Consider the following 19,880-nt stretch of genomic DNA (forward strand, 5'->3'; position numbering starts at 1 on the left):
CGGCAGCGGGGAGGCTTTCGACTCAACCGATGGGCTCGACGGCAGCGCGAACACGGCGTCCAGCGGCGCGCACGGCTCCGATGGATGCCGCGATCACCATCACGATTCCCACGATCTCGAGCCACGCCAGGTGCTGTCCGAGCAGCGCCCACCCGGCCAACGCCGCCACTGCCGGGGCGAGCGACATCAGGATGGCGAACGCCGCCGCCGGAAGCCGGCGCAGGGCGATCAGCTCGAACGCGTACGGCAGGGTCGACGACAGCAGGGCGACCGCAGCGCCGAGCCCGAGCATCTCCGGTCGCAGCAGCGCTGCGCCCGCCTGGACGATGCCGAACGGCAGCGACAGGAGGGCGCCGATGGCCATCGCGACGGCCAGACCGTCCAGGCGCGGGAACGCCGCGCCGACACGCGCCGACGCAAGGATGTAGATCGCCCAGCTCGCCGCGGCTCCGAGGGCGAACAGCACCCCGAGGACGTCGAGTCGATCCCATCCGCCGCCGGCAAGGGCGACGACGCCGACGAGCGCGATGCCGGCCCAGAGCCAGGACGAGCGACGTCGCCCCGCGATGATCGACAGCGTGAGCGGTCCGAGCACCTCGATCGTCACGGTCACTCCCAGCGGAAGCCGCTGCAGCGCGAGGTAGAACAACCCGTTCATCGTGCCGAGAACGACCCCGAACACGATGACGTCGCGCCACGCCCGCGCCGCGTGGCCGCGCAGCCGTGGCCGCGCGACGGCGAGGAGGATCAGCGCGGAGAACGCGAGGCGCAGCATCATCATGCCGAGCGGGCCGACGTGCGGAAAGAGCGTGACCGCGATCGCGGCGCCGCCCTCCTGACACACGAGGCCGGCAACGACGAGGCCGACCGCGCCCGGCGCCCCCGAAGCAGGTGGTCGCGCGGCGCTCATCGGCGGCTCACGCGGCGCTCGGACTCACGGGATCGGGCAGACCGCGGCGGCCGTCACCTGCGCGGCCATGTCCTCCGCGGTCCAGGGCAGCCCCGCTTGCGGGGCGGTGCGTCCCGCCGCCGCCGGCGCCTTCGACGCGATGGCAGCGAGCTCCCAGGCGAGACTGCGGACGAGGTCGGCCGATGCCCGCGAGTTGTTCAAGGTGACGACGACGCTCATGCCGGTCGTGCGGTCGGCGAACGCCGCCGTCAGCGCGCCGGGGACCGAGCCGTACTGCCCGATGAGGCTGCCGGCTTGGTAGCTCCCCCCGCGCGCCGTGAACCAGGACGGGCCGTTCGCCACCGCCGGCAGCGGGTTCTCGAAGCGGCCGGGGGCGTCGTAGGGACGCAGCCCCATCGCCAGCGCCTGCACGTATCGGCCCACATCGGCGAGGTCGCTGATGACCCCGGATGCCGTGAAGCCGGCGCTCGAGGACAAGCCGACGATCGGGGTCGGCGCGGTGCACGCGGCGGTGCCGTCGGCCGCCGCGCCCGTCCACAGGCCGTTCAGGTCGGCGGTGCCGTTGTCGGGCAACGACGTGGAGGTCATCCCGTTCGGGCCGAACACGTACTGCTGATAGAGCTGCGCCGCCGTCTTGCTGGTCGCGCGCTCGAGGGCGAACCCGAGCAGCACGTAACCGGTGTCGGAGTCGGCGAACACGGTGCCCGGCTGCACGTTCGATGCCTGGGACATTCCGAAAGCCATCAGCTCCCGCGGAGTCCAGACGCGGGAGGGCGTGGCACGCATGCGCGCATCGACGGTCGGATCGTACGCGCCGATACCCGATGTCGAATCGCAGAGCTGACCGAGCGTCAGGCCGTCCCGAGCACCCTGATCGCCCAGACCCGTCACGTATTTGCCGACCGGGTCGTCCAACGAGACCACGCCGTCGTGGACGAGGCCGTAGAGCACGTCGCATGTCATCGACCGCGTCGCCGCGCCGGCGTGAAAGGTCATGGCGTCGTTCACCGCAGCGCCGCCGGGAGCGACCGTACCTACTCCCGCGTCCCAGACACCCGCCCACGGGACCCGCACGCCCACGATCGCGGCCGACGCGCCCGACGCGGCCACGGCGCGCTCGACGGCCGTCTGCAGCTGGGCCTGAACATCGCCACCGATGGCGGCATCCACCTGGTCCGGCAACGGCAACGACACCGTTTGGCTCGACGAGCACGCAGCCAGCGCGAGCGCCAGCGCGAGCGTACCGGCCATCGCCGCAAGACGCCGCGATCGACGAAGAGCCCGCATCCTCACCCCCTGGTCAGTCCTCTCAGCGTAGATCACGATGCGCATACGACCCGACCGCCGTGACGCTCCTGTGACGATTGCGTCGCGGGGCCATTGCCCCGGGAGGGGGGCCGTCGCGCCCCGTGCACCCGCCCCTAAGGTGGGTGCCATGGCGCACACCTTCGACGACGACACTCTGACCGGCGTTCTCGGCCACATGAACGACGACCACTCCGACGACAACCTGCTCATCGCGCGGGCATTCTCCCCCGATGCCGATGTCGTCGCCTCCGAGATGGTCACGTTCGACGGCGAGGCCGGCCAGTGGCATGTCACTCGCGCCGACGGTGGTGACGACGTCATCCGCATCCCCTGGCCTGGCGGCCAGATCAGCGAGCGACGGGACGTGCGCCGCGAGATCGTCGCCCTGTACGACGAGGCGTGTGCACGTCTGGGGATCACGCCACGCCCGCACGGGTAGTCGGGGCGGACCGGGCGCTCAGCGATCCCGCAGGCAACCTTCAGTTTAGGTGAGCCTTAGTTTCAACTACACTGACGGTTGTGACCCAGCCGATCCCGTTCTCCACCGCCCTGCGCGAGCGTTCGCGTACCGCCCACTCCGGCAGCGAGCACGCCGGATTCATGGACGATCTGATGCGCGGTCGCGGCACGCGCGACGACTACGTCGCGCTCGTCGCACAGCACTGGTTCATCTACGAGGCACTCGAGGCCGCCGCCGAGACCATGCGAGACGATCCGATCGCGGCGCCGTTCATCAGCGAGAAGCTCACGCGCCTGCCCGCGATCGAGTCCGACCTCGCCTTCCTGATCGGCGACGACTGGCGCGAACGGATCGCGCCGCTTCCGACGACCACCCGCTACGTCGAGCGCATCCGAGAAGTCGGCGCGAGCTGGCCGGGCGGTTTCGTTGCCCACCACTACACCCGGTATCTCGGCGACCTGTCAGGAGGCCTGTTCATCGGAAAGCTGATGGCACGCCAGTTCGGCTTCGAGACGAACGGCATCGGCTTCTACCTCTTCGACGAGATCGCCGACCCCGCCGCCTTCAAGGACGTCTACCGCGAGCAGCTCGACGCCGTCGCCTGGGATGCCGCGGAGCGCGAGCGCGTCATCGACGAGGTGCTCGCCGCGTACCAGTTCAACACCGACCTCTTCGTCGATCTCGCCACCGCCAAGGCCGCCGCCGCGGCATCCGCCTGACCCCGCGTTTCACCCGAGGGTCAGAAGCCGGCGGCGCGGACCCCGGCCATGAACCGGCGGACGTCGGCATCCACGAGGATGTCGCTCGGACGCAGCGGGCGCGACAGGTAGAGGCCGTCGAGCGAGGTCAGCCGTGACAGCGCCACGTAGGTCTGCCCCGGCGCGAACGCCCCCGAGCCCAGGTCGATGACGGCGCGGTCGTACGTCTTGCCCTGCGACTTGTGGATCGTCACCGCCCATGCCAGTCGCAGCGGGAACTGAGTGAACTCGGCCACGATCTCGCGGGTGAGCTTTCGCGAGCCGGGATCGTACGCATAGCGGAACCTCTCCCAGACGGCCGGCTCGACGTCGACCTCCTCGCCGTCGAGCTCGACGCGCACCGTGCCTCCGGCGATGCGCGTGACGGTGCCGATCGAGCCGTTCACCCACCGCGGGCCGTCCCCACGACCGCCCACATCGTTGCGGAGGAACATGACCTGCGCGCCGACCTTGAGCTGCAGTTCGGTGTCGGCGGGGTACGACGCCTCACCGCGCCCGAAGTCGCCACTGACGTCGGCGCGCGCCGTCTGCACCGGACCGGGCAGGGCGTCGAGATGACGCTGGTTGATGCGCGAGACGATGTCGTTGCGCGTCGCGAGCGTGATGATCGGAGGCTCGCCCTCGACCGGCTCGGGCACCGGGCGTGCTCCCGCCGCGTTCAGCATGCCCGCGATCTCTGCGGTCACCACCCCGTGGCGCACGGCGTTCAGCATCGCCTTGAACCCGTCGTCGGCCTGGCGATGGATCTGACGCAGTTCGCGGATGTGCAGCGGCGCCCCGACCCGGCCGAGGTCGAGCAGCCCGTCGGAACGGATCGCGGAGCCGTCCGTCGACGGGCCCGCCCACACCTGCGCGTCGAAGAACCAGAACGACCGGTAGTGGTCCTGGATGTAGCGCAGCTCATCACCGCGCGGCGGCACGGGAGAGAGCTGGTAGGGGTCGCCGAACATGATGATCTGCACGCCGCCGAAGGGTTCGGAGCGGCGCCCCCGCGCCTGACGCAGTGAGCGGTCGATGGCATCCATCAGATCGGCGTTGACCATCGACACCTCATCGATCACGAGGGTGTCTATCGCTTTGAGCACGCGACGCGCAGGCTCGGACTGCTCGAGCTCGCTGTCGGCGATGAGTCCGATCGGCAGCCGGAAGAGGGAGTGGATCGTCTGCCCCTCGACGTTCAGGGCGGCCACTCCTGTCGGGGCGCAGACGGCGATCTGCTTCTCGGTGTTCCAGGCGAGGTGCTGGAGGAGGGTGGACTTCCCCGTTCCCGCGCGCCCGGTCACGAACACGTGCTCCCGCGTGTCCTCGATGAGGCGGAAGAGCTCCTCCTGCTCGGCGGAGAGGGAGGGGATGGTCACCGGATCCATGCTAGCCATCAGGAAGGGTTTCCTAGACTGGAGCTGTGGACGGGGTGGTGGGTGAGCAGGCGCGCGCCGCAGAGGCGGGTACGGATGCCGCGACGCGCCCTTCCCCGGCCCGTCGCAGAAGCCGTCGGCTGGCGTTCGACCTGGCCGCCCTGTCCGTCGTCGGGCTGCTCCTGGTCGGCGCGATCGGGGCGGCGACCGTCACGGTGTACCGCGACCTGTACAGCCCCGGCGCTTTCGTCACGCGCTATCTCAGCCTGCTCAGCGAGGGGCGGGTCCCCGAAGCGCTCGCCCTGCCCGGGGTGCCGATCGCATCCTCCGATCTCACGGATGCCGGGCTTCCCGGCGACGCGAGCGAAGCGCTCTTGCGCCGCGCGGCGCTCGCTCCGCTCAGCGACATCCGTGTCGTGGGCGAGCAGGCGTCCGACGGCGTCGAGCTCGTGACGGTGTCGTACCAGGCCGGCCCGCACGCCGGGACCTCCACGTTCCGCGTGGAGCGGGCGGGATGGGTCGGACTGGCCCCCACCTGGCGATTCGCGCAGAGCCCGCTGGCGGTGATCGATCTGACCCTGCGCGGTGCGACCGCCTTCTCCGTGAACGGGTTCGCGGTCGACACCCGCCAGGTCTCGCCCGACGGCACGAAGGCCGATCCTCTGGCACCGGTCGCGTTGCTCGTGTTCTCGCCCGGCCTCTACTCGATCTCCGTCGACACGCCGGTCTCGTCCAGCCCAGGGGTGGCGGTTCTCTCCGATACGCCCCAGGCCGAGGTGCCCGTGGACATCCAGACTCAGCCGACCTCCACCTTCGTCGACGTCGTGCAGGAACGTGTGGAGTCGTTCCTCACCGCGTGCACGACGCAGCAGGTGCTGCAGCCCACCGGCTGCCCCTTCGGTCTGCAGGTACGCAACCGGATCCTCGAGCCGCCCGTGTGGTCGATGGTCACCCCGCCCAAGATCGCCCTGCGGCCCGACGGCGCCGGATGGTCGATCGTCCCCGCGGATGCCGCGGCGCACGTGGTCGTCGACATCAAGTCGATCTTCGACGGCACGGTGACCCACGTCGACGAGGATGTGCCGTTCCGGGTCGGCGGCACGATCACGATGCTGCCCGACGGCACCGCCTCGATCCAGGTGCAGTCCGCCGGTTGATCCCGACGGGCCGCCGCCCTCAGCGTGTGAGGCGGGCCTCCCGCGCATCGCGGGCTGCGAGCTGGGCGAGCTTCGCGTTGTAGGCCTCGAGCTCGGCATCCCCCGTCCGATCGGCGTGGCGATCGCCGCGACGCTGGGCACGTTCGTCGGTGCGGCTCCACTGGATCGCCACGGTGATCGCGAGGATCAGGGTCGGGATCTCGCCGATCGACCACGCGATGCCACCCCCGGTGTACTGGTCGACCAGCGGCGGCTCTCCCCACGTGCGTCCCATCGAACCGAACCACTCGGCGACGAACAGCCCCGACGACATCATGATCGAGATGCCGAAGAACGCGTGCATGGCCATGACGCCGATCAGCGTGAGCAGCCGGAACGGGTAGGGGTAGCGCAGGGGCACCGGGTCGATGCCGACGAGCGACTGCACGAACAGGTAGCCCGAGATGAGGAAGTGGGCGACCATCCACTCGTGTCCGAGGTGATCGTAGAGCGTCCAGCGGAAGAGATCGGTGTAGTAGAACGCCCAGAGTGATCCGACGAACATCGCGGCCGCGAACAGCGGATGGGTGACGACGCGCGCGAACGGCGTGTGCACCGCCCACAGGATCCACTCGCGCCCGCCGCGCGAGCCGTCGTCGCGCTTGGCGATGGCCCGCGAGGCGAGCGTCACGGGGGCACCGAAGACGAGCATCATCGGAATGGCCATCGTCAGCAGCATGTGGCCCATCATGTGCATGCTGAACAGATAGTCCTGGTACGCGTTGATCGGACCGCTCGTCACCCACAGCAGCGAGAGCATGCCCAGGACCCACAGCAGCGTGCGGTACACCGGCCAGCGGTCGCCGCGGCGATGCAGGCGCCACGCGCCGGCGAGGTAGAAGAAGAGGCCGAAGCCGACGGCGAACACCCACAGGATGTCGATGTCCCACTGCGTGAACCAGCGCGAGATGGTCAATTCGGGCGGCAGCGGCACCTCGGTGAGGATCTCCGCGGGCGTCTTGACGTCGGGAAGGCGCGTGTCGACCGGTGGGGGAGTTCGCGACAGCGCGACCGCCGCCCCGCTGGCGATGCCCATGAACACGAGCTCGAGCGTGACCAGACCCCAGAACCGGCGCGACGAGCGCTCGCCGCTCGGCTTCTCGTCCCGCTGGATACGCGAGATCAGCCCGGTGCGGTACCGCGCGCCGAGCGCCCCCATCAGCAGCAGCGCGACGACCTTCACGCCGAGCAGGGCCCCGTAGGCCGACAGCAGATACTTGGGCTCGACGACGCCGACGGCGGCACGTGCGACGCCCGACAGTGAGACGACGACGAAGGCCACGAGGGCGATGCTCGAGTACCGCGCCAGGACGTCGCCCAGCTCGGCTCCCCGCAGCTGGGGTCGCAGCACCATCAACAGCAGCAGGCCGCCGAGCCAGGCGGCGGCGGCGATGATGTGCAAAGCGAGTGCGGAGACGGCGATGTTGTGGCCGGCGTCGTCGCCGGAGTGGCCCTGGGTGGCCATCGGCACGAGGCTGGCGATCGCCAGGGCGGCCACGAACAACGTCGAGGTCCATCCACGGACGGCGAAGGTGAGCACCGTCAGCGCGGCTCCGGCAAGGGTGGTCAGCGCCCAGGCGCGACCGGGGTCGGTCGACACCAGGAAGCGCCCCAACTGGCCACCGAACTCGGCGCCGGCGTTCGGGGTGGCATTGAAGATGTTGACGAACGTGAAGAAGGCGGTGAACCCGCTCGCGACCGTGAAGAGGGCGGCCGAGATGGATGCCACGTCCAGCGCCGTGTCGAAGGGGCGCTCCCCCGCGCGCAGCGCGAACAGCGCGAGCACGAGCGATCCGATCATGCCCGCCGCCGACAGGTTCACGCCGAGAGTGACGATCGGCAGCCCCCAGCGCACGACCGGGCCGGCGTCACCGACGAGCAGCGGGGCGGCACCCCCGCCGAACACGAGCCCGAGCACGAGGGAGACGAGGGCGGCCGCGACGAGGATCGCCGGGCCCACGAAACGCATCACACGGGTCGGGATCACCCGTCCAGCCTACGCGGCGCCGGACACGCCGAAGGGGGGATGCCGAACGGCATCCCCCCTCGTGCAGGGCCGTACTTACTTGACGGCGGCCTTGAGCTTGGAGCCCGCGGTGACCTTGACGCGCTTGCCGGCGGCGATCTTGATCTCCTCGCCCGTCTGCGGGTTGCGGCCCGTACGCGCGGCGGTGGCGACCTGCTCGAACGAGAGGAAGCCGGGGATCGTGACCTTCTCGCCCTTGGCGACGGCCTCGGAGACAGCCGAGAACAGGCCGTCGACGACGCGGCCGACGGTGGCCTGGCTCTCGCCGGTGGCGCTGGCGATGCTTGCGACGAGCTCAGTCTTGGTGATAGCCATTGGGGTTGTCCTCCAGACGGCAGCGAATGCCGCCTTCAGTGAGATCGGACCGGACGACGAGCGCCCGGTTTGGTCGATGGGACCGCCCCCGAATATACCCACGATCCGCGGAAATCCGCGGATTTACGCCCTCCAGACGTCATTCTCCCCGGCGTGTCGGCGTCGTACGGTGACGGATGGGGCTGGTGTGACTACGGCATCCGCTGGCCGCGCGGCCGCGGATTCGGACATCGACACCAGAATCGGATGCCGAGGGCCGCCCCGTCCGCATCCGATGACGGTCTCCGAATCCGGCGTCGGGTGGGAACGCAGAAGGCCCGTCCCTGACGGGACGGGCCTTCGAGACGTGTGCGTCGGTGCTTACCAGCTCGACTTGGTCACACCGGGCAGCTCGCCCTTGTGCGCCATGTCGCGGAAGCGAACACGCGAGATGCCGAACTTCGACAGGTAGCCGCGGGGGCGACCGTCGATGGCGTCGCGACCACGCAGGCGCACGGGCGACGCATTGCGGGGCAGCTTCTGCAGGCCGACACGGGCGGCCTCGCGGGCCTCGTCGGTCGCGTTCGGGTCGACGAGGGTCTTCTTCAGCTCGGCACGCTTCTCGGCGTAACGGGCGACGACCTCCTCGCGCTGGTTGTTGCGCGCGATCTTGCTCTTCTTGGCCATGAGATCAGCGCTCCTCTCGGAATTCGACGTGCTTGCGGATCACCGGGTCGTACTTCTTGAGCACGATGCGGTCGGGGTTGTTGCGACGGTTCTTACGCGTCACGTAGGTGTACCCCGTGCCGGCGGTCGACCGGAGCTTGATGATCGGACGAACGTCCTGAGCCTTCTTCGCCATTAGAGCTTCACACCCTTCGCGATGAGGTCCTTGACGACCGACTCGATGCCGCGGGCGTCAATGACCTTGATGCCCTTGGCCGACACGTTCAGCGTGATCTTGCGACCGAGCGAAGGAACGTAGTAGGTCTTCTTCTGCACGTTCGGGTCGAAGCGACGCTTCGTCCGGCGGTGCGAGTGCGAGATGTTGTGACCGAAGCCGGGAACTGCTCCGGTCACCTGGCACACTGCTGCCATAGTGATTCTCCTTAGTACCGTGACACCGGACGGTGCCACCCAAGATCCCTTGTCTGCATCCCTCTGAGAACACAGGGATACGAACTGCGTGCTGGAGTGCGCGCAGACAAAGAGTCAGTCTAGCACGGCCGGGCGTGTCGGCTTGACGTCGCGCCGTCGCCGATCACGCGGCGAGGCGGCGCACCATGCGAGGTGTCGCCACCGAGATCAGGACGAGCACCAAACCGGCGAAGACCCCGAGGACGACGGGCAGGGCGAGCCACGCGAGGGCGGCTCCGATCAGCAGGGTCGGGACGGCGAGTCCGACGTAGGCGATCAGGAAGATCGCGGCGAGCACCTCGCCGCGAGAGCCCGCCGGCGCGAGCGAGCCGGCGACACCCAGCGACGCACGGAACATCACGCCCACGCCCGCTCCCGCCGCCACACCGCCGATCACGAACGCGGCCAGGGCGCCCATCGCGACGGCGACCGCGACGAGCACGATCCCGACACCCATCAGGATCCACGACAGCAGCAGTTGACGACGCAGGCTGAGTCGTACGGTGACCACCTGGGCGACCGCTGCCGACATGAAGACGGCGAACGGCACGGCTCCGGCGGCGAGTCGCGACGTGACGCCCATGGCCTGCGCCAGCACCGTCGGGGTGAGCGCCATCATCAGACCGAAGACAGCGAAGCCGGTGAAGGCGCCGGTCCCCGCCGCCCAGAACGCGCCCCGCGCGGCGGCCGGAATCGCGACGCGCTGCGGACGGTAGCTCCGGCGCTGCTGCCCGCGGTCGACGGTCTCGGGAATCACCGCTGTCGCCACGAGAGCGAGGACGAGCAGCCCGAGGAACACCGCGTAGGGCGTCTCCAGCGGAGCGGGCACCCAGGTGATCAGCGCACCGGCGACGAGCGGCCCGACGGCCAGTCCCCCGATGTTCGCGAAGTTGGAGACGACCGGGGCGATCGTCGACGACGGCACCGCCACGGCGCGCAGTTCGGCGATGTGCGCCGTCGCAGTGGCGGTCAACCCGCCGATGCCGACGCCGGAGACGAAGCGGGCCACGATGAGTCCCGTGACGTCCTGCCAGAGCAGGAACATCACGGCGGCGACGATCTCGACGGCGAGCGCGGCGATGAACACGACGCGGCGGCCCCACCAATCGCTGACGTGGCCGACGAGGTACAGGCTCACGGCGACACCGACGGCATATGCGGCGAAGATGACGGTCACCACGATCGGCGAGAAGCCGTCGCGCTGCTGATAGAGCGCGTAGATCGGGGTGGGAATGGTCGAGAACGCCATCGCGATGGCGAAGGCGAGCACGGCCGTCCAGAAGCCGGCGGAGTGCGCCGCACGCGAGCGGCGCGGGGAGGACGCGGATGCCGAGGCGGGCGACCCGGCGGCGGGGAGGCTGGTGGTGGTCATGACCTCAGGATGCGCTTTCCGTCGCATCGAGTCCAACGAATTCGATTGATGCTATTCATCGACATCATCGATAGTTTGTCTCCATGGACACGAGGCTGCTGGAGTACTTCGTCGCCGTCGCCGAGGAGTCGAGCTTCACGCGCGCCGCGGCTCGGCTGTACGTCGTGCAGTCGACGGTGTCGGCCGGCATCCAGACTCTCGAGCAGCGCATGGGAACCCGGCTCATCGAACGTTCCGGCCGCCGCGTCGCGCTGACGGCCGCCGGTGAGCACCTGCTGGAGCCCGCTCGGGAGATCGTCGATGCGACGAGCCGATTGCAGAGCGCAGTGACCGGTCGCATCGAGGGCCTGCTGCGCGTCGGGATCTTCGTCAACCTTCCGACCCTGCGCATGCCCGAGCTGTTCGCCGCCTTCCGCGCCCAGCATCCCCTCGTGCGCCTACGACTCGTCTCGTCGCCGTCCGGTTCCACCGGGCTCGCCGACGAGCTGCAGCGCGGACGGATCGACCTCGCTTTCATGGGGCTGCCGTCGACGGAGCTGCCCGATCTGGAGACGGTCGAGCTCGTGCGCTCGCCCTTCGTCGCGCTTCTCCCCGACGCTCACGAGCTCAGCGCGCTGGCGGAGATTCCTCTGGAGCGTCTGGCGACCGAGGCCTGGATCGACGCACCGCACGGCTTCGGTCACCGCGTGCTCCTCGAGCGAGCACTCGCGCGCGCCGGCCTCGTGCGCGAGGTGGCGACGGAGGTCTCCGCCGTCGGCGACATCCCGTCGTTCGTCGCCGCCGGCTTCGGCGTGGCGCTGGTGCCCGAGGGGCTCGTCGTTCCGACGGCCGGTACGATCGCGGTGCCCGTCACACCGGTGATCGAGTGGCCGCTGAGCGTGAGCACCCGACCACACGCCGGTCCGGCCGCGATCGCACTGCGCGAGGTCATGGTGCAGCGGTTCGCCGTCGACTGAGAGCTCAGAGCGTCGGACCGGCTCCGCGCCCCCAGCGAAACGGCGAGACGGTCGGATCCCCCGAGATCCAGAACCGCCACGGGAATGCGGCCGTCCCCGCGACGCCCGCCACTCCGACGCGGGGACCCGCCTCGACGTCGGCGCGGGCCACCACCGGCAGCCACAGTCGAGCGGACGCGCCGGCCCGCGGACGAGCGGTGACCGCGTCGATGCCGTCGTGCACGGGATGGCGCAGGCCCACGGCATCCCCGAGGCGGCCGGGGCCGCGAGCCAGATCCCGCGCGACCCGCGCGGCGGGGCGGCGGGCGAAGGCGACATCCTCGCCCTCGATCACGGCCCCCGCACGCAGCAGGATCCCGCCGGCCTGACCCTCGGGGGCGCAGACGACGTTGACGCACGAGTGGATGCCGTGGCTCAAGTAGACGTAGAGGTGGCCCGGCTCGCCCCACATCGTGGCGTTGCGGGCGGTTCGCCCCATCCGCGCGTGGGATCCGGGATCGGGCTCGGGCCCGGTGCCCGCGCCGTGGTACGCCTCCACCTCGGTGAGGCGCACGGCCACCCGCGCCTTGCCGACGGTGACCTCCAGCACGCCGCCGAGCAGGCGCGGCGCCACCTCCACCGGCAGCGCCGTGAGCGCCGCCCGGGTCGCGGGAATCAGGCCCGAGCGCTCGCTCATGTGCGCGGCGGCGTCTGGCACCACGAGATGTCGAAGCCCGCGAGGGCGCCGACCTCGGTGCCGGCCTCCGCGCCGGTAAGAGCCACGACGTGCGTGCGCAGGTGCGTCGGCATCGGCAGCTTGTACCCGTCATACGGGTTCGACACGGCATCCGGGGCCACCAGGAAGGCGGCGTATCTCCCGCTCGGGGACACGCACGACTGGATGAGGATGTCTTTCGGGTCGACGGAGAAGACCGGCGTCGCCTGACCCGCGGTGTCGACGACGTTGACGGTGGTCGAGCGCACGGTGAAGCCGTCGACGACGGCGAGCACCCGCAGCGTGTCGCCGTTGGTCATCGGCACCATCTTGTTCGTCTGGCCCAGAGCCTTGTCGGTCGGCGGCAGGTCGACCTGCTTGGCCGTGGCCAGGTCGATGGCCGCGGGCCCCTCCACACGCTCGACGATCGCGGTGGTCGTGCCGCGCGCGATGCCGTCGATCGACACGGCGTTGCCGAGGGTGACCGGGTCGCCGCCGGACGGGGAGATGAGAGTGAGAGCTCCGTCGTACGTGAGCATGAGGATGCTGTCGGTGCCGGGCACGAACCGCCAGTCGTCGACGCGGGACTCGCCGCCGCTGCGCTGGATCATCGTCGGCTGCGCATCGCTCTGCGCGGAGGCGAGCGAGGCCGTGAACAGCCGGGCTTCGCGAGCGCCCGGCGTGCCGACGGTGGCATCCGTGTAGGTGTAGCCGATGAGATCGCCCCGATCGGCGCTCTGCAGGTCGGTGACCGTGCCGTCGCCGGGGAGGGCGAGCTCGCGCACGTTGCCGCCGTCGAGATCGGTGACCACGAGGTGCGACTTCTTGTCGTCGTCGAGCGTCGACATGACGAGATGGCCGGCGGTCGCACGGAAGTCTTCGATGTGCGCGTTGGTGTAGACCGGTTCGGGGTCTTGACCGGCGAGGCCGGTGCGCAGGATCCGATCGCCGCCGTCGCCGCGCTGCAGGACGAAGGCCTGCAGCGCGGGCGTGGTGAAGCTCTGCGAGACGGATGCCGTCGGGCCGCCGCCGATGCCGCTGACCCCATTGATCGTCACGGTGTACGAGGTGTCGTCCCACAGCGGCTGGGTGAAGCGGATGCCCACGCTGCGTCCGGACGTGTCCACGGTGAAAGGCGCGGCGGGCGAGACGGTGACCTGGGTCGGCGTGACCTTGGCGAGGGACTGGGTGGTCGTGATGATCAGCCGCGAGCCGGCCGCGCTGACCGCGGCATCCGGGTCGACGCTCACGTTCGTGACGCGCGGACCCTGCGCGACCGTGACGGCGGCGCCGGCGAGTCCGATGACGGCCAGCGCGGCGACGACGATCGCGAACCCGGCGAGGAACGCGCGCGCGCGGCGGCGACGTGTCCGCTCGCGACGCGTCGCACGATCAGTACTCATACGGGTCCTTGGGCTGATCGACCGTCTGCACGGAGGCCGGCTGGATCTGCAGTCGTCCCCCCGCATCGCGGATCGTGCCCGTCACGGTGACCCACGTTCCGGTGGCCGGGATGTCGCCCGAGGCAACCGGCACACTCGCCGGCTGCGCATCGATGACGCAGTGCGTGATGACCAGGCGCGTCAGTCCGAAACCGCCGTCGGTGGGGGTCACGAACCCGGTGAGCGTGATGGTGTCGCCGTCGAACGCCTCGGGGTTCGTCGCCGTCGCGAACACGCTCGCCCACTCCCCGACGCCGAACTTCGAGGTGTCTCCCGTGGAGGCCAGCGCCACGGTGTCGGAGCCTTGGAACAGCGGTGGGGCACCCGTGTCGCGCTGCATCGCGAGCTCGGCGGACAGCGTCGCCGGAGGCGTCAGCATGATCGCCGCGACGACGCCGACCGACAGCACACCGCCGGTCACGGTCGCGGCGGTGCCCCAGCCGCTGCGGCGCTCGTGGCCGTGGTCGTGGTCACGCCCGTGGTCGTGGGCACCCCCGGTCGTCGAGCGAGCGGAGCGCGTCGAAACGCCGGCGCCGACCTCGACGCCATCGCCGTGATCGTGCCCGTGGTCGGATTCGGCGCCCTTCGGCAGCGCGAAGCTGATCACCGCACCGACGAGGGCGATGACCGCCATCGGCACCGCGAACCAGTTCGACGAGGGGTTGATGTACAGCGCCAGCTGGCCGTTCAGCCACAGCACCACCGTGACCGCGGCCAGGCCCGCCGCCAGTCCCACCCCGAGCAGGCGCGATCCGATCAGTTCACGCAAGGAGGTTCACCACCGATCCGACGGCCACGGCGAACAGCACGACGATCACGACGAGCCCGACCAGCACCTTCGAGCGGAAGGTGGTGCGCAGCAGCGCGAGCATCTTGACGTCGACGAGCGGACCCACGAGCAGGAACGCGACGATCGAGCCGGGCGTGAAGGTCGAGGCGAACGAGAGCGCGAAGAAGGCGTCGACGTTCGAGCAGATCGACACGATCATCGCGAGCGTGATCATGGCCACGATCGACAGCGCGGGGTTCGATCCGATCGCCAGCAGCGCCGAGCGCGGCACGAGCACCTGCACGGCGCCGGCCAGGGCAGAGCCGATCACGAGCGCGGGCATGACGGCGCGCAGTTCGACGACGAACTGGGCGAGGCTCTGCTGCGCCTTGCCCGGCCCGCGGCCGTGCGCCGCGTTCTCGAGCGAGATCTCGCAGCTGGCCCGGAAGCGATCCGTGATGAGGCCATCGGGGTCGGGATGCCGGCTGTAGAGCCACCCGATGAGGTTCGCGACCGCATAGCCGCCGAGGAGGCGCGCGATGAGGATGCCGTCGTCGAAGCCGAACGCCTGGTGCGTGGTGATGATCACGATCGGGTTCACGATCGGCGCGGCGATCAGGAAGGTGAGCGTCTCGGCGACCCCCAGCCCGCGCATCATGAGACCGCGCGCGAAGGGGACGTTTCCGCACTCGCAGACGGGGATGAGCATGCCCAGGAGCGACAGCACCGCCCGCCGCGCCCACGGCGCCCGCGGCATCCATCGTTCGATCGCACCGGCCGGCACCCACACCTGCACCACGATCGACAGCAGGACGCCGAGGATCACGAAGGGGAGCGACTCGATCAGGACGCTGATGGAGAGGGTGAGACCGTCCTGCAGCCGGGTCGGCAAGGCAGGCCCCGGGGCGAGGAAAGCGACCGCGATGAGCGCGGCCACCACCAGCGCGCCGATGCCGACGGCCACCAGAGGACGGGCCGGCGCGACGCGCACCTCAGTCGACACGCTCTCCGACCGGATCGGCGGCGCGCAGCGCGGAGCACGAGGCGCAGAGGCCGAAGATGTCGACGACGTGCTCCGCGGCGGTGAACCCGTGCGCGGCGGCGGTGCGCTGCGCCCACGCCTCGACCTCGTGGGCCTCGATCTCGACGGCGAGACCGCACGAGCGGCAGATCAGGTGGTGATGGTGACCGGTCGTCGAGCACGCGCGATAGATCGCCTCGCCGTCGGGGCTCTGCAGCTGATCGGCCTCGCCGCTGGCGGCGAGCGTCGCGAGCGCCCGGTAGACCGTGGCCAGTCCGATGCCCGTGTTCTCGTCGCGCAGGGTCGCGTGCAGCGTCTGCGCGCTGACGAAACCGGGGGCGTCGGTCAACGCCTCGCGCACGCGATCGCGCTGCCAGGTGTTGCGCTGGGCCATGCCGGGAGTCTACCCGCGAGGGCTAGGAGCGGGCTGGATGCCTTCGCGGGGGGATATCACGCCTCGACGGACCCGCGTCGGCGCGCCCCGTCGATGACGCGGCAGACGAGGTAGATGAGGAACGACAGCGTCGTGATGTACGGGCTCACCGGAAGCGTCCCCGCAATCGCCAGGAGGATGCCGCCGACGGCGGCGGTCACACCGAAGCCGGCGGCCAGCAGCGGCACGGCGATGGGGCCGGTGGAGACCCGCATCGCCGCCGCCGCCGGCGTCACCAGCAGCGAGAGCACCAGGAGGGCGCCGATGATGTGCACCGCCACCGCCACGACGATGCCCAACAGGATCATGAACGCGAACGAGACGACGGTCGTCGGCACGCCGCGCGCGGCGGCCGACTGCGGGTCGAGCGAGTCGAAGTTCAGCGGTCTCCAGATGAGCAGCAGTCCCACGAGCACGATCGCGCTCAAGACGATCAGCACCGTCAGCTGATCGCTCTGCACCGACACGATCTGACCGGTCAGCAGGCTGAAGCGGTTGGCGCTGCGGCCGTTGTAGAGCGAGATGCACAGGATGCCGATACCCAGCCCGAACGGCATGAGCACGCCGATGATCGAGTTGCGGTCGCGGGCGCGCGCGCCCAGCCAGCCGATGAGACCCGCCGCGATGAGCGAGCCCACGATGGACCCCGTGACGACGTCGACGCCGAGAAGGAGCGCCGCGGCCGCGCCGGCGAAGGACAGCTCGCTGATGCCGTGCACGGCGAAGGCCATGTCGCGCTGCATGACGAACACGCCGATGAGTCCGCCGACGATTCCGAGCACCGCGCCGGCCCAGACGGAGTTCTGCACCAGGGCGAGGATGTCGCCGTAGCGCGCCATCCCGCCGAACAGCGCGTTGCCGATGTCTCCCCAGCTCACGCGACACCTCCCGCGGGTGCGGCGACGGCGTCGCCGTGATGGTGGTGATCGGCATCCGAGTCGGGGGCGCCGACCACGACCAGGCGCCCGCCGACACGGGCGACATGCACCGGGGTGCCGTACAGGGCGGTGAGGGTCTCGGAGGTCAGGACCTCGTCCGGGCTGCCGAGGGTGAACCGGCCGCCGGTTAGGTAGAGGATGCGATCGACCTTCTCCAGCACGGGGTTGATGTCGTGCGTGACCAGCAGCACGCCGGCGCCGCTGGCGGTGCGGTAGCGGTCGATGAGGTCGATGACGTCACGCTGATTGGCCAGGTCGAGACTGGTCAACGGCTCATCGCACAGCAGCAGACCGGGCTCGTCGGCGAGCGCCTGTCCCACGCGCAGCCGCTGCTGCTCACCCCCGGAGAGCAGGCCCACGGGGCGATCGGCGAAGGCCGTGGCTCCGACGGCGTCGATCAGTGTCTGCACGCGCTCGCGGTCGCCGCGGCGGCGCACCGGGAAGCCGAAGCGGTGGCCGTCGACACCGAGACGGACGAGATCGCGGCCGCGCATCGCCGTGTGCCGGGGCAGCGGGCGCTGCTGCGGAATGTAGCCGATGCGACGATTCCCGGCCCGGCGCACGGGCTCTCCGAGCGCCTCGATCGAGCCCGCACTGAGGCGCTCGAGGCCGAGGACGGCGCGAAGAAGCGTGGTCTTGCCGGCACCACTGGGCCCGAGCACCGCGACCAGTTCGCCCGGCTGCAACTCGAGGTCGAGGCCGCGCCACAGCTCATGGCCGCTGCGCGAGAGCGCAGCGGCCATGATGCGAAGGGGAAGAGCGGAGGCGGGGGTCACGAACCCAGCGCGGTCTTAATCTGCGTAGCCATGTCAGTCATCCACGATACGTAGTTCTGGCCCTCCGGGAGCAGCTCCGAGGCTTTGATGACGGGCACGTTCGCCGCCGCGGCCTTCGCCTCGGCCTGCGTGGTCTCGGCACCCGCGGCCTGGGCGTTCACGAAGAGGATCTTCACCGATCCCCCACCGATGAGCGTGAGCGCGTCGAGAAGTGTCGCCGGCGGGACGTCCTGGCCCTCTTCGACGGCTTCGCTGAAGGCGGGCGGGGTCACGTTCTTCAGTCCGGCGGCCTCGGCGAGGTACAGCGGCACGGGCTCGGTGACGAAGATCTCGGCGCCGCTGTGGGCTTTGGAGATGTCGCCCAGGATCGGCGTGACCTTCGCATCGATGTCGCTGCGGAACGCTGTGGCGTTGGCGGTGAACGCGCTCGCGTCGGCGGGGTCGAGCGTCCCGAGCTGCTTCGCGATCTCGTCGGCGACGGCGGCGATGGTCTGCGGGTCGTAGAAGACGTGCTCGTTGAAGCCGTCGACGGCCACGGTGGGGTCGGAGCCCGTCCACTCGGGCGAGAAGGTGACGGCGCTGATCAGCGGGGCGGTCGACTTCGCGGCATCCTTCAGAGACGCCATGAACGGGTCGTAGCCGCCGCCGTTCTCGATGAGCAGCTGCGCGTTCTGGACGTCGAGCTGATCGGCCGCGGTCGCCTCGAACTCGTGCGGATCCTTGCTCTCGTCGGCGATGAGCGAGGTGACCTCGACGTGGTCACCGCCGATCGTCTTGACGATGTCGCCGTAGACGTTGGTGGAGGCGACGACCGAGATCCTGCCGCCCGCGGACGCGGAGCCGCTGGGCGACGAGGTAGCGGAGCTGGAACAGCCGGTGAGGGCGAGGGCGGATGCCGCGACGAGGGCGGACAGGAGGACGACGGGACGCTTCATACCGCCCAGCCTAGGACTACTGATAATCGTTATCAAAACCAGGGTGGCCGAAATGCTGTCAATTCATAGCCTCCGCTTGAAGTCGAGACCGCGCCGCCGACAGGCTGTTCTTCGGTCCTCGCGTCCGACGGCGCTCGCGAACGACCGTGTCACGTTCTCTGCGACCCCTCCGCTGTCGCCTTCGCCTCTCGAGGAGCCGTCATCTCCCCCTGGACTCTGCTGCTGCTCGCGCTCGGCGTCTCCGCCGATGCCTTCGCCGTCGCCCTCGGAAAGGGCCTGCAACTGCGCGCGCACGTGCTGCGCACGGCGCTCGTGTTCGCGACCGCATTCGGGGTGTCGCAGGCGATCATGCCGCTGCTCGGCTGGCTGCTCGGTTCGACGTTCGCCGACGCGATCGCACCGTGGGACCACTGGATCTCGTTCGGCCTGCTCGCGCTGGTCGGCGGGAAGATGCTGTGGGAGGCGCTGAGCCCCGACGCCCCGGTGGACGCGGAGCACCCCGAGCACGTGCACGATATCGAGGCCTTCAGCGTGCGCGAGGTGGTGCTCCTGTCGGTCGCGACGAGCATCGACGCGCTCGCCGTCGGGGTGTCCTTCGCCTTCTTGAACGTGGACGTCGCGATCGCCGTCACCACGATCGGTCTCGTCACCTTCGCACTGTCGTTTCTCGCCGTCTTCATCGGCTACCGCATCGGCACGCGCTTCCGCCGCCCGGCGGAGATCGTCGGTGGCCTGGTGCTGATCGGGATCGGTACGCAGATCCTCATCGAGCACCTCACCGCCTGACGGCCCCCTCCTTGCCCGCGACGCGGCGAGGACCTACCGTGAACAGGAGGAGGGTGTCATGACGCGACTGATCGATCGGTTCCGCACGTGGCGCGCGAACCGCAAGGCGAACCCGTACATTCCGCCGGAGGGCCGCTTCACCGGCAGTATGCTCACGCAGCTTCCCGGTGTGCGCGGCCCGTCGCTCTGGACGGGCAAGCGTGGTGGCCTCGGCGACGTGCTGCAACCGGCGAACCTGTCGGGCAACTTCCATCCCGTCGTCGACCCCGTCGACGACCCGCGGTCGCGCTGACCCGCGGTCGCGCGGACCAGGC

The 19,880-nt window shown here is 70.0% G+C and carries 23 protein-coding genes; 6 read left to right on the top strand and 17 right to left on the bottom strand.

Going from position 1 to position 19,880, the window contains the following annotated elements; genetic code table 11:
- Window positions 1-22 precede the first annotated feature (22 nt).
- Window positions 23-910, bottom strand: coding sequence for an EamA family transporter (locus tag CEP17_RS09245; protein ID WP_112932036.1), 888 nt, complete (start codon window positions 908-910; stop codon window positions 23-25).
- 24 nt (window positions 911-934) lie between these two features.
- Window positions 935-2,197, bottom strand: coding sequence for a serine hydrolase domain-containing protein (locus tag CEP17_RS09250; protein ID WP_112932037.1), 1,263 nt, complete (start codon window positions 2,195-2,197; stop codon window positions 935-937).
- 148 nt (window positions 2,198-2,345) lie between these two features.
- On the opposite strand from CEP17_RS09250, the gene CEP17_RS09255 reads away from it, so the two are divergent.
- Complete coding sequence (locus CEP17_RS09255) at window positions 2,346-2,657, top strand: DUF2470 domain-containing protein (protein WP_039413877.1); 312 nt, start codon at window positions 2,346-2,348, stop codon at window positions 2,655-2,657.
- An 80-nt stretch (window positions 2,658-2,737) separates the two neighbouring features.
- A complete protein-coding gene (locus tag CEP17_RS09260; RefSeq protein ID WP_112932038.1) occupies window positions 2,738-3,397 on the top strand; it encodes a biliverdin-producing heme oxygenase in 660 nt (219 codons plus the stop codon).
- A gap of 20 nt (window positions 3,398-3,417) precedes the next feature.
- Here CEP17_RS09260 and CEP17_RS09265 read toward each other — a convergent pair whose 3' ends face one another.
- The gene (locus CEP17_RS09265; RefSeq protein ID WP_036321378.1) at window positions 3,418-4,803 is read right to left on the bottom strand and encodes an AAA family ATPase; all 1,386 of its coding nucleotides are present in this window, start codon (window positions 4,801-4,803) and stop codon (window positions 3,418-3,420) included.
- A 47-nt stretch (window positions 4,804-4,850) separates the two neighbouring features.
- Here CEP17_RS09265 and CEP17_RS09270 point away from each other — a divergent pair, with 47 nt between their 5' ends.
- Entirely contained in the window at window positions 4,851-5,948 is a 1,098-nt protein-coding gene (locus CEP17_RS09270) for a hypothetical protein (RefSeq protein WP_112932928.1), read from the top strand.
- A gap of 19 nt (window positions 5,949-5,967) precedes the next feature.
- Here CEP17_RS09270 and CEP17_RS09275 read toward each other — a convergent pair whose 3' ends face one another.
- The 6 genes from CEP17_RS09275 to CEP17_RS09300 all read right to left on the bottom strand — a co-directional run bounded on the left by CEP17_RS09275 (window position 5,968) and on the right by CEP17_RS09300 (window position 10,816).
- Window positions 5,968-7,956, bottom strand: coding sequence for a cytochrome c oxidase assembly protein (locus tag CEP17_RS09275; protein WP_204359887.1), 1,989 nt, complete (start codon window positions 7,954-7,956; stop codon window positions 5,968-5,970).
- A 93-nt stretch (window positions 7,957-8,049) separates the two neighbouring features.
- Window positions 8,050-8,328: an HU family DNA-binding protein gene (locus CEP17_RS09280; protein ID WP_005051774.1), complete on the bottom strand. Its 279-nt coding sequence runs from the start codon at window positions 8,326-8,328 to the stop codon at window positions 8,050-8,052.
- Between the two features lie 360 nt (window positions 8,329-8,688).
- Entirely contained in the window at window positions 8,689-8,994 is a 306-nt protein-coding gene (rpsN, locus tag CEP17_RS09285) for a 30S ribosomal protein S14 (RefSeq protein WP_005051773.1), read from the bottom strand.
- 4 nt (window positions 8,995-8,998) lie between these two features.
- Window positions 8,999-9,169, bottom strand: coding sequence for a 50S ribosomal protein L33 (gene rpmG / locus CEP17_RS09290; RefSeq protein WP_005051772.1), 171 nt, complete (start codon window positions 9,167-9,169; stop codon window positions 8,999-9,001).
- Window positions 9,169-9,405, bottom strand: coding sequence for a 50S ribosomal protein L28 (rpmB, locus tag CEP17_RS09295; protein ID WP_005051771.1), 237 nt, complete (start codon window positions 9,403-9,405; stop codon window positions 9,169-9,171). The genes rpmG and rpmB overlap by 1 nt, the downstream gene beginning before the upstream one ends.
- 163 nt (window positions 9,406-9,568) lie before the next feature.
- Window positions 9,569-10,816, bottom strand: a complete 1,248-nt coding sequence (locus CEP17_RS09300) for an MFS transporter (protein WP_112932039.1) — start codon at window positions 10,814-10,816, stop codon at window positions 9,569-9,571.
- A gap of 83 nt (window positions 10,817-10,899) precedes the next feature.
- On the opposite strand from CEP17_RS09300, the gene CEP17_RS09305 reads away from it, so the two are divergent.
- Entirely contained in the window at window positions 10,900-11,772 is an 873-nt protein-coding gene (locus CEP17_RS09305; protein WP_112932040.1) for a LysR family transcriptional regulator, read from the top strand.
- Between the two features lie 4 nt (window positions 11,773-11,776).
- Here the strand turns inward: CEP17_RS09305 and CEP17_RS09310 are convergent, their stop codons facing one another.
- The 8 genes from CEP17_RS09310 to CEP17_RS09345 are packed head-to-tail and all read right to left on the bottom strand — an operon-like array spanning window position 11,777 to window position 18,780.
- Window positions 11,777-12,448: a DNA-3-methyladenine glycosylase gene (locus tag CEP17_RS09310; protein ID WP_112932930.1), complete on the bottom strand. Its 672-nt coding sequence runs from the start codon at window positions 12,446-12,448 to the stop codon at window positions 11,777-11,779.
- The gene (locus tag CEP17_RS09315) at window positions 12,445-13,869 is read right to left on the bottom strand and encodes an Ig-like domain-containing protein (protein WP_112932041.1); all 1,425 of its coding nucleotides are present in this window, start codon (window positions 13,867-13,869) and stop codon (window positions 12,445-12,447) included. The genes CEP17_RS09310 and CEP17_RS09315 overlap by 4 nt, the downstream gene beginning before the upstream one ends.
- The gene (locus CEP17_RS09320) at window positions 13,859-14,677 is read right to left on the bottom strand and encodes a TIGR03943 family protein (RefSeq protein WP_204359822.1); all 819 of its coding nucleotides are present in this window, start codon (window positions 14,675-14,677) and stop codon (window positions 13,859-13,861) included. Before CEP17_RS09320 ends, CEP17_RS09315 begins: the two co-directional genes overlap by 11 nt.
- Entirely contained in the window at window positions 14,670-15,680 is a 1,011-nt protein-coding gene (locus CEP17_RS09325; RefSeq protein WP_051039652.1) for a permease, read from the bottom strand. The genes CEP17_RS09320 and CEP17_RS09325 overlap by 8 nt, the downstream gene beginning before the upstream one ends.
- Complete coding sequence (locus CEP17_RS09330) at window positions 15,670-16,092, bottom strand: transcriptional repressor (protein ID WP_112932042.1); 423 nt, start codon at window positions 16,090-16,092, stop codon at window positions 15,670-15,672. Before CEP17_RS09330 ends, CEP17_RS09325 begins: the two co-directional genes overlap by 11 nt.
- A 56-nt stretch (window positions 16,093-16,148) precedes the next feature.
- Entirely contained in the window at window positions 16,149-17,009 is an 861-nt protein-coding gene (locus tag CEP17_RS09335) for a metal ABC transporter permease (protein WP_112932043.1), read from the bottom strand.
- Window positions 17,006-17,845, bottom strand: coding sequence for a metal ABC transporter ATP-binding protein (locus tag CEP17_RS09340; RefSeq protein WP_112932044.1), 840 nt, complete (start codon window positions 17,843-17,845; stop codon window positions 17,006-17,008). The genes CEP17_RS09335 and CEP17_RS09340 overlap by 4 nt, the downstream gene beginning before the upstream one ends.
- Window positions 17,842-18,780, bottom strand: a complete 939-nt coding sequence (locus CEP17_RS09345) for a zinc ABC transporter substrate-binding protein (protein WP_112932045.1) — start codon at window positions 18,778-18,780, stop codon at window positions 17,842-17,844. Before CEP17_RS09345 ends, CEP17_RS09340 begins: the two co-directional genes overlap by 4 nt.
- Window positions 18,781-19,074: 294 nt before the next feature.
- On the opposite strand from CEP17_RS09345, the gene CEP17_RS09350 reads away from it, so the two are divergent.
- Window positions 19,075-19,566, top strand: a complete 492-nt coding sequence (locus CEP17_RS09350; RefSeq protein ID WP_231477160.1) for a manganese efflux pump MntP family protein — start codon at window positions 19,075-19,077, stop codon at window positions 19,564-19,566.
- A gap of 58 nt (window positions 19,567-19,624) precedes the next feature.
- Window positions 19,625-19,858 carry a hypothetical protein gene (locus tag CEP17_RS09355; RefSeq protein WP_112932046.1) on the top strand — a complete coding sequence of 78 codons (234 nt, stop codon included), beginning with the start codon at window positions 19,625-19,627 and terminating at the stop codon, window positions 19,856-19,858.
- Window positions 19,859-19,880 lie beyond the last annotated feature (22 nt).

Origin of the sequence: Microbacterium sp. PM5 (genome assembly GCF_003293595.1) — a bacterium.
In the GTDB taxonomy this organism is placed as follows: domain Bacteria; phylum Actinomycetota; class Actinomycetes; order Actinomycetales; family Microbacteriaceae; genus Microbacterium.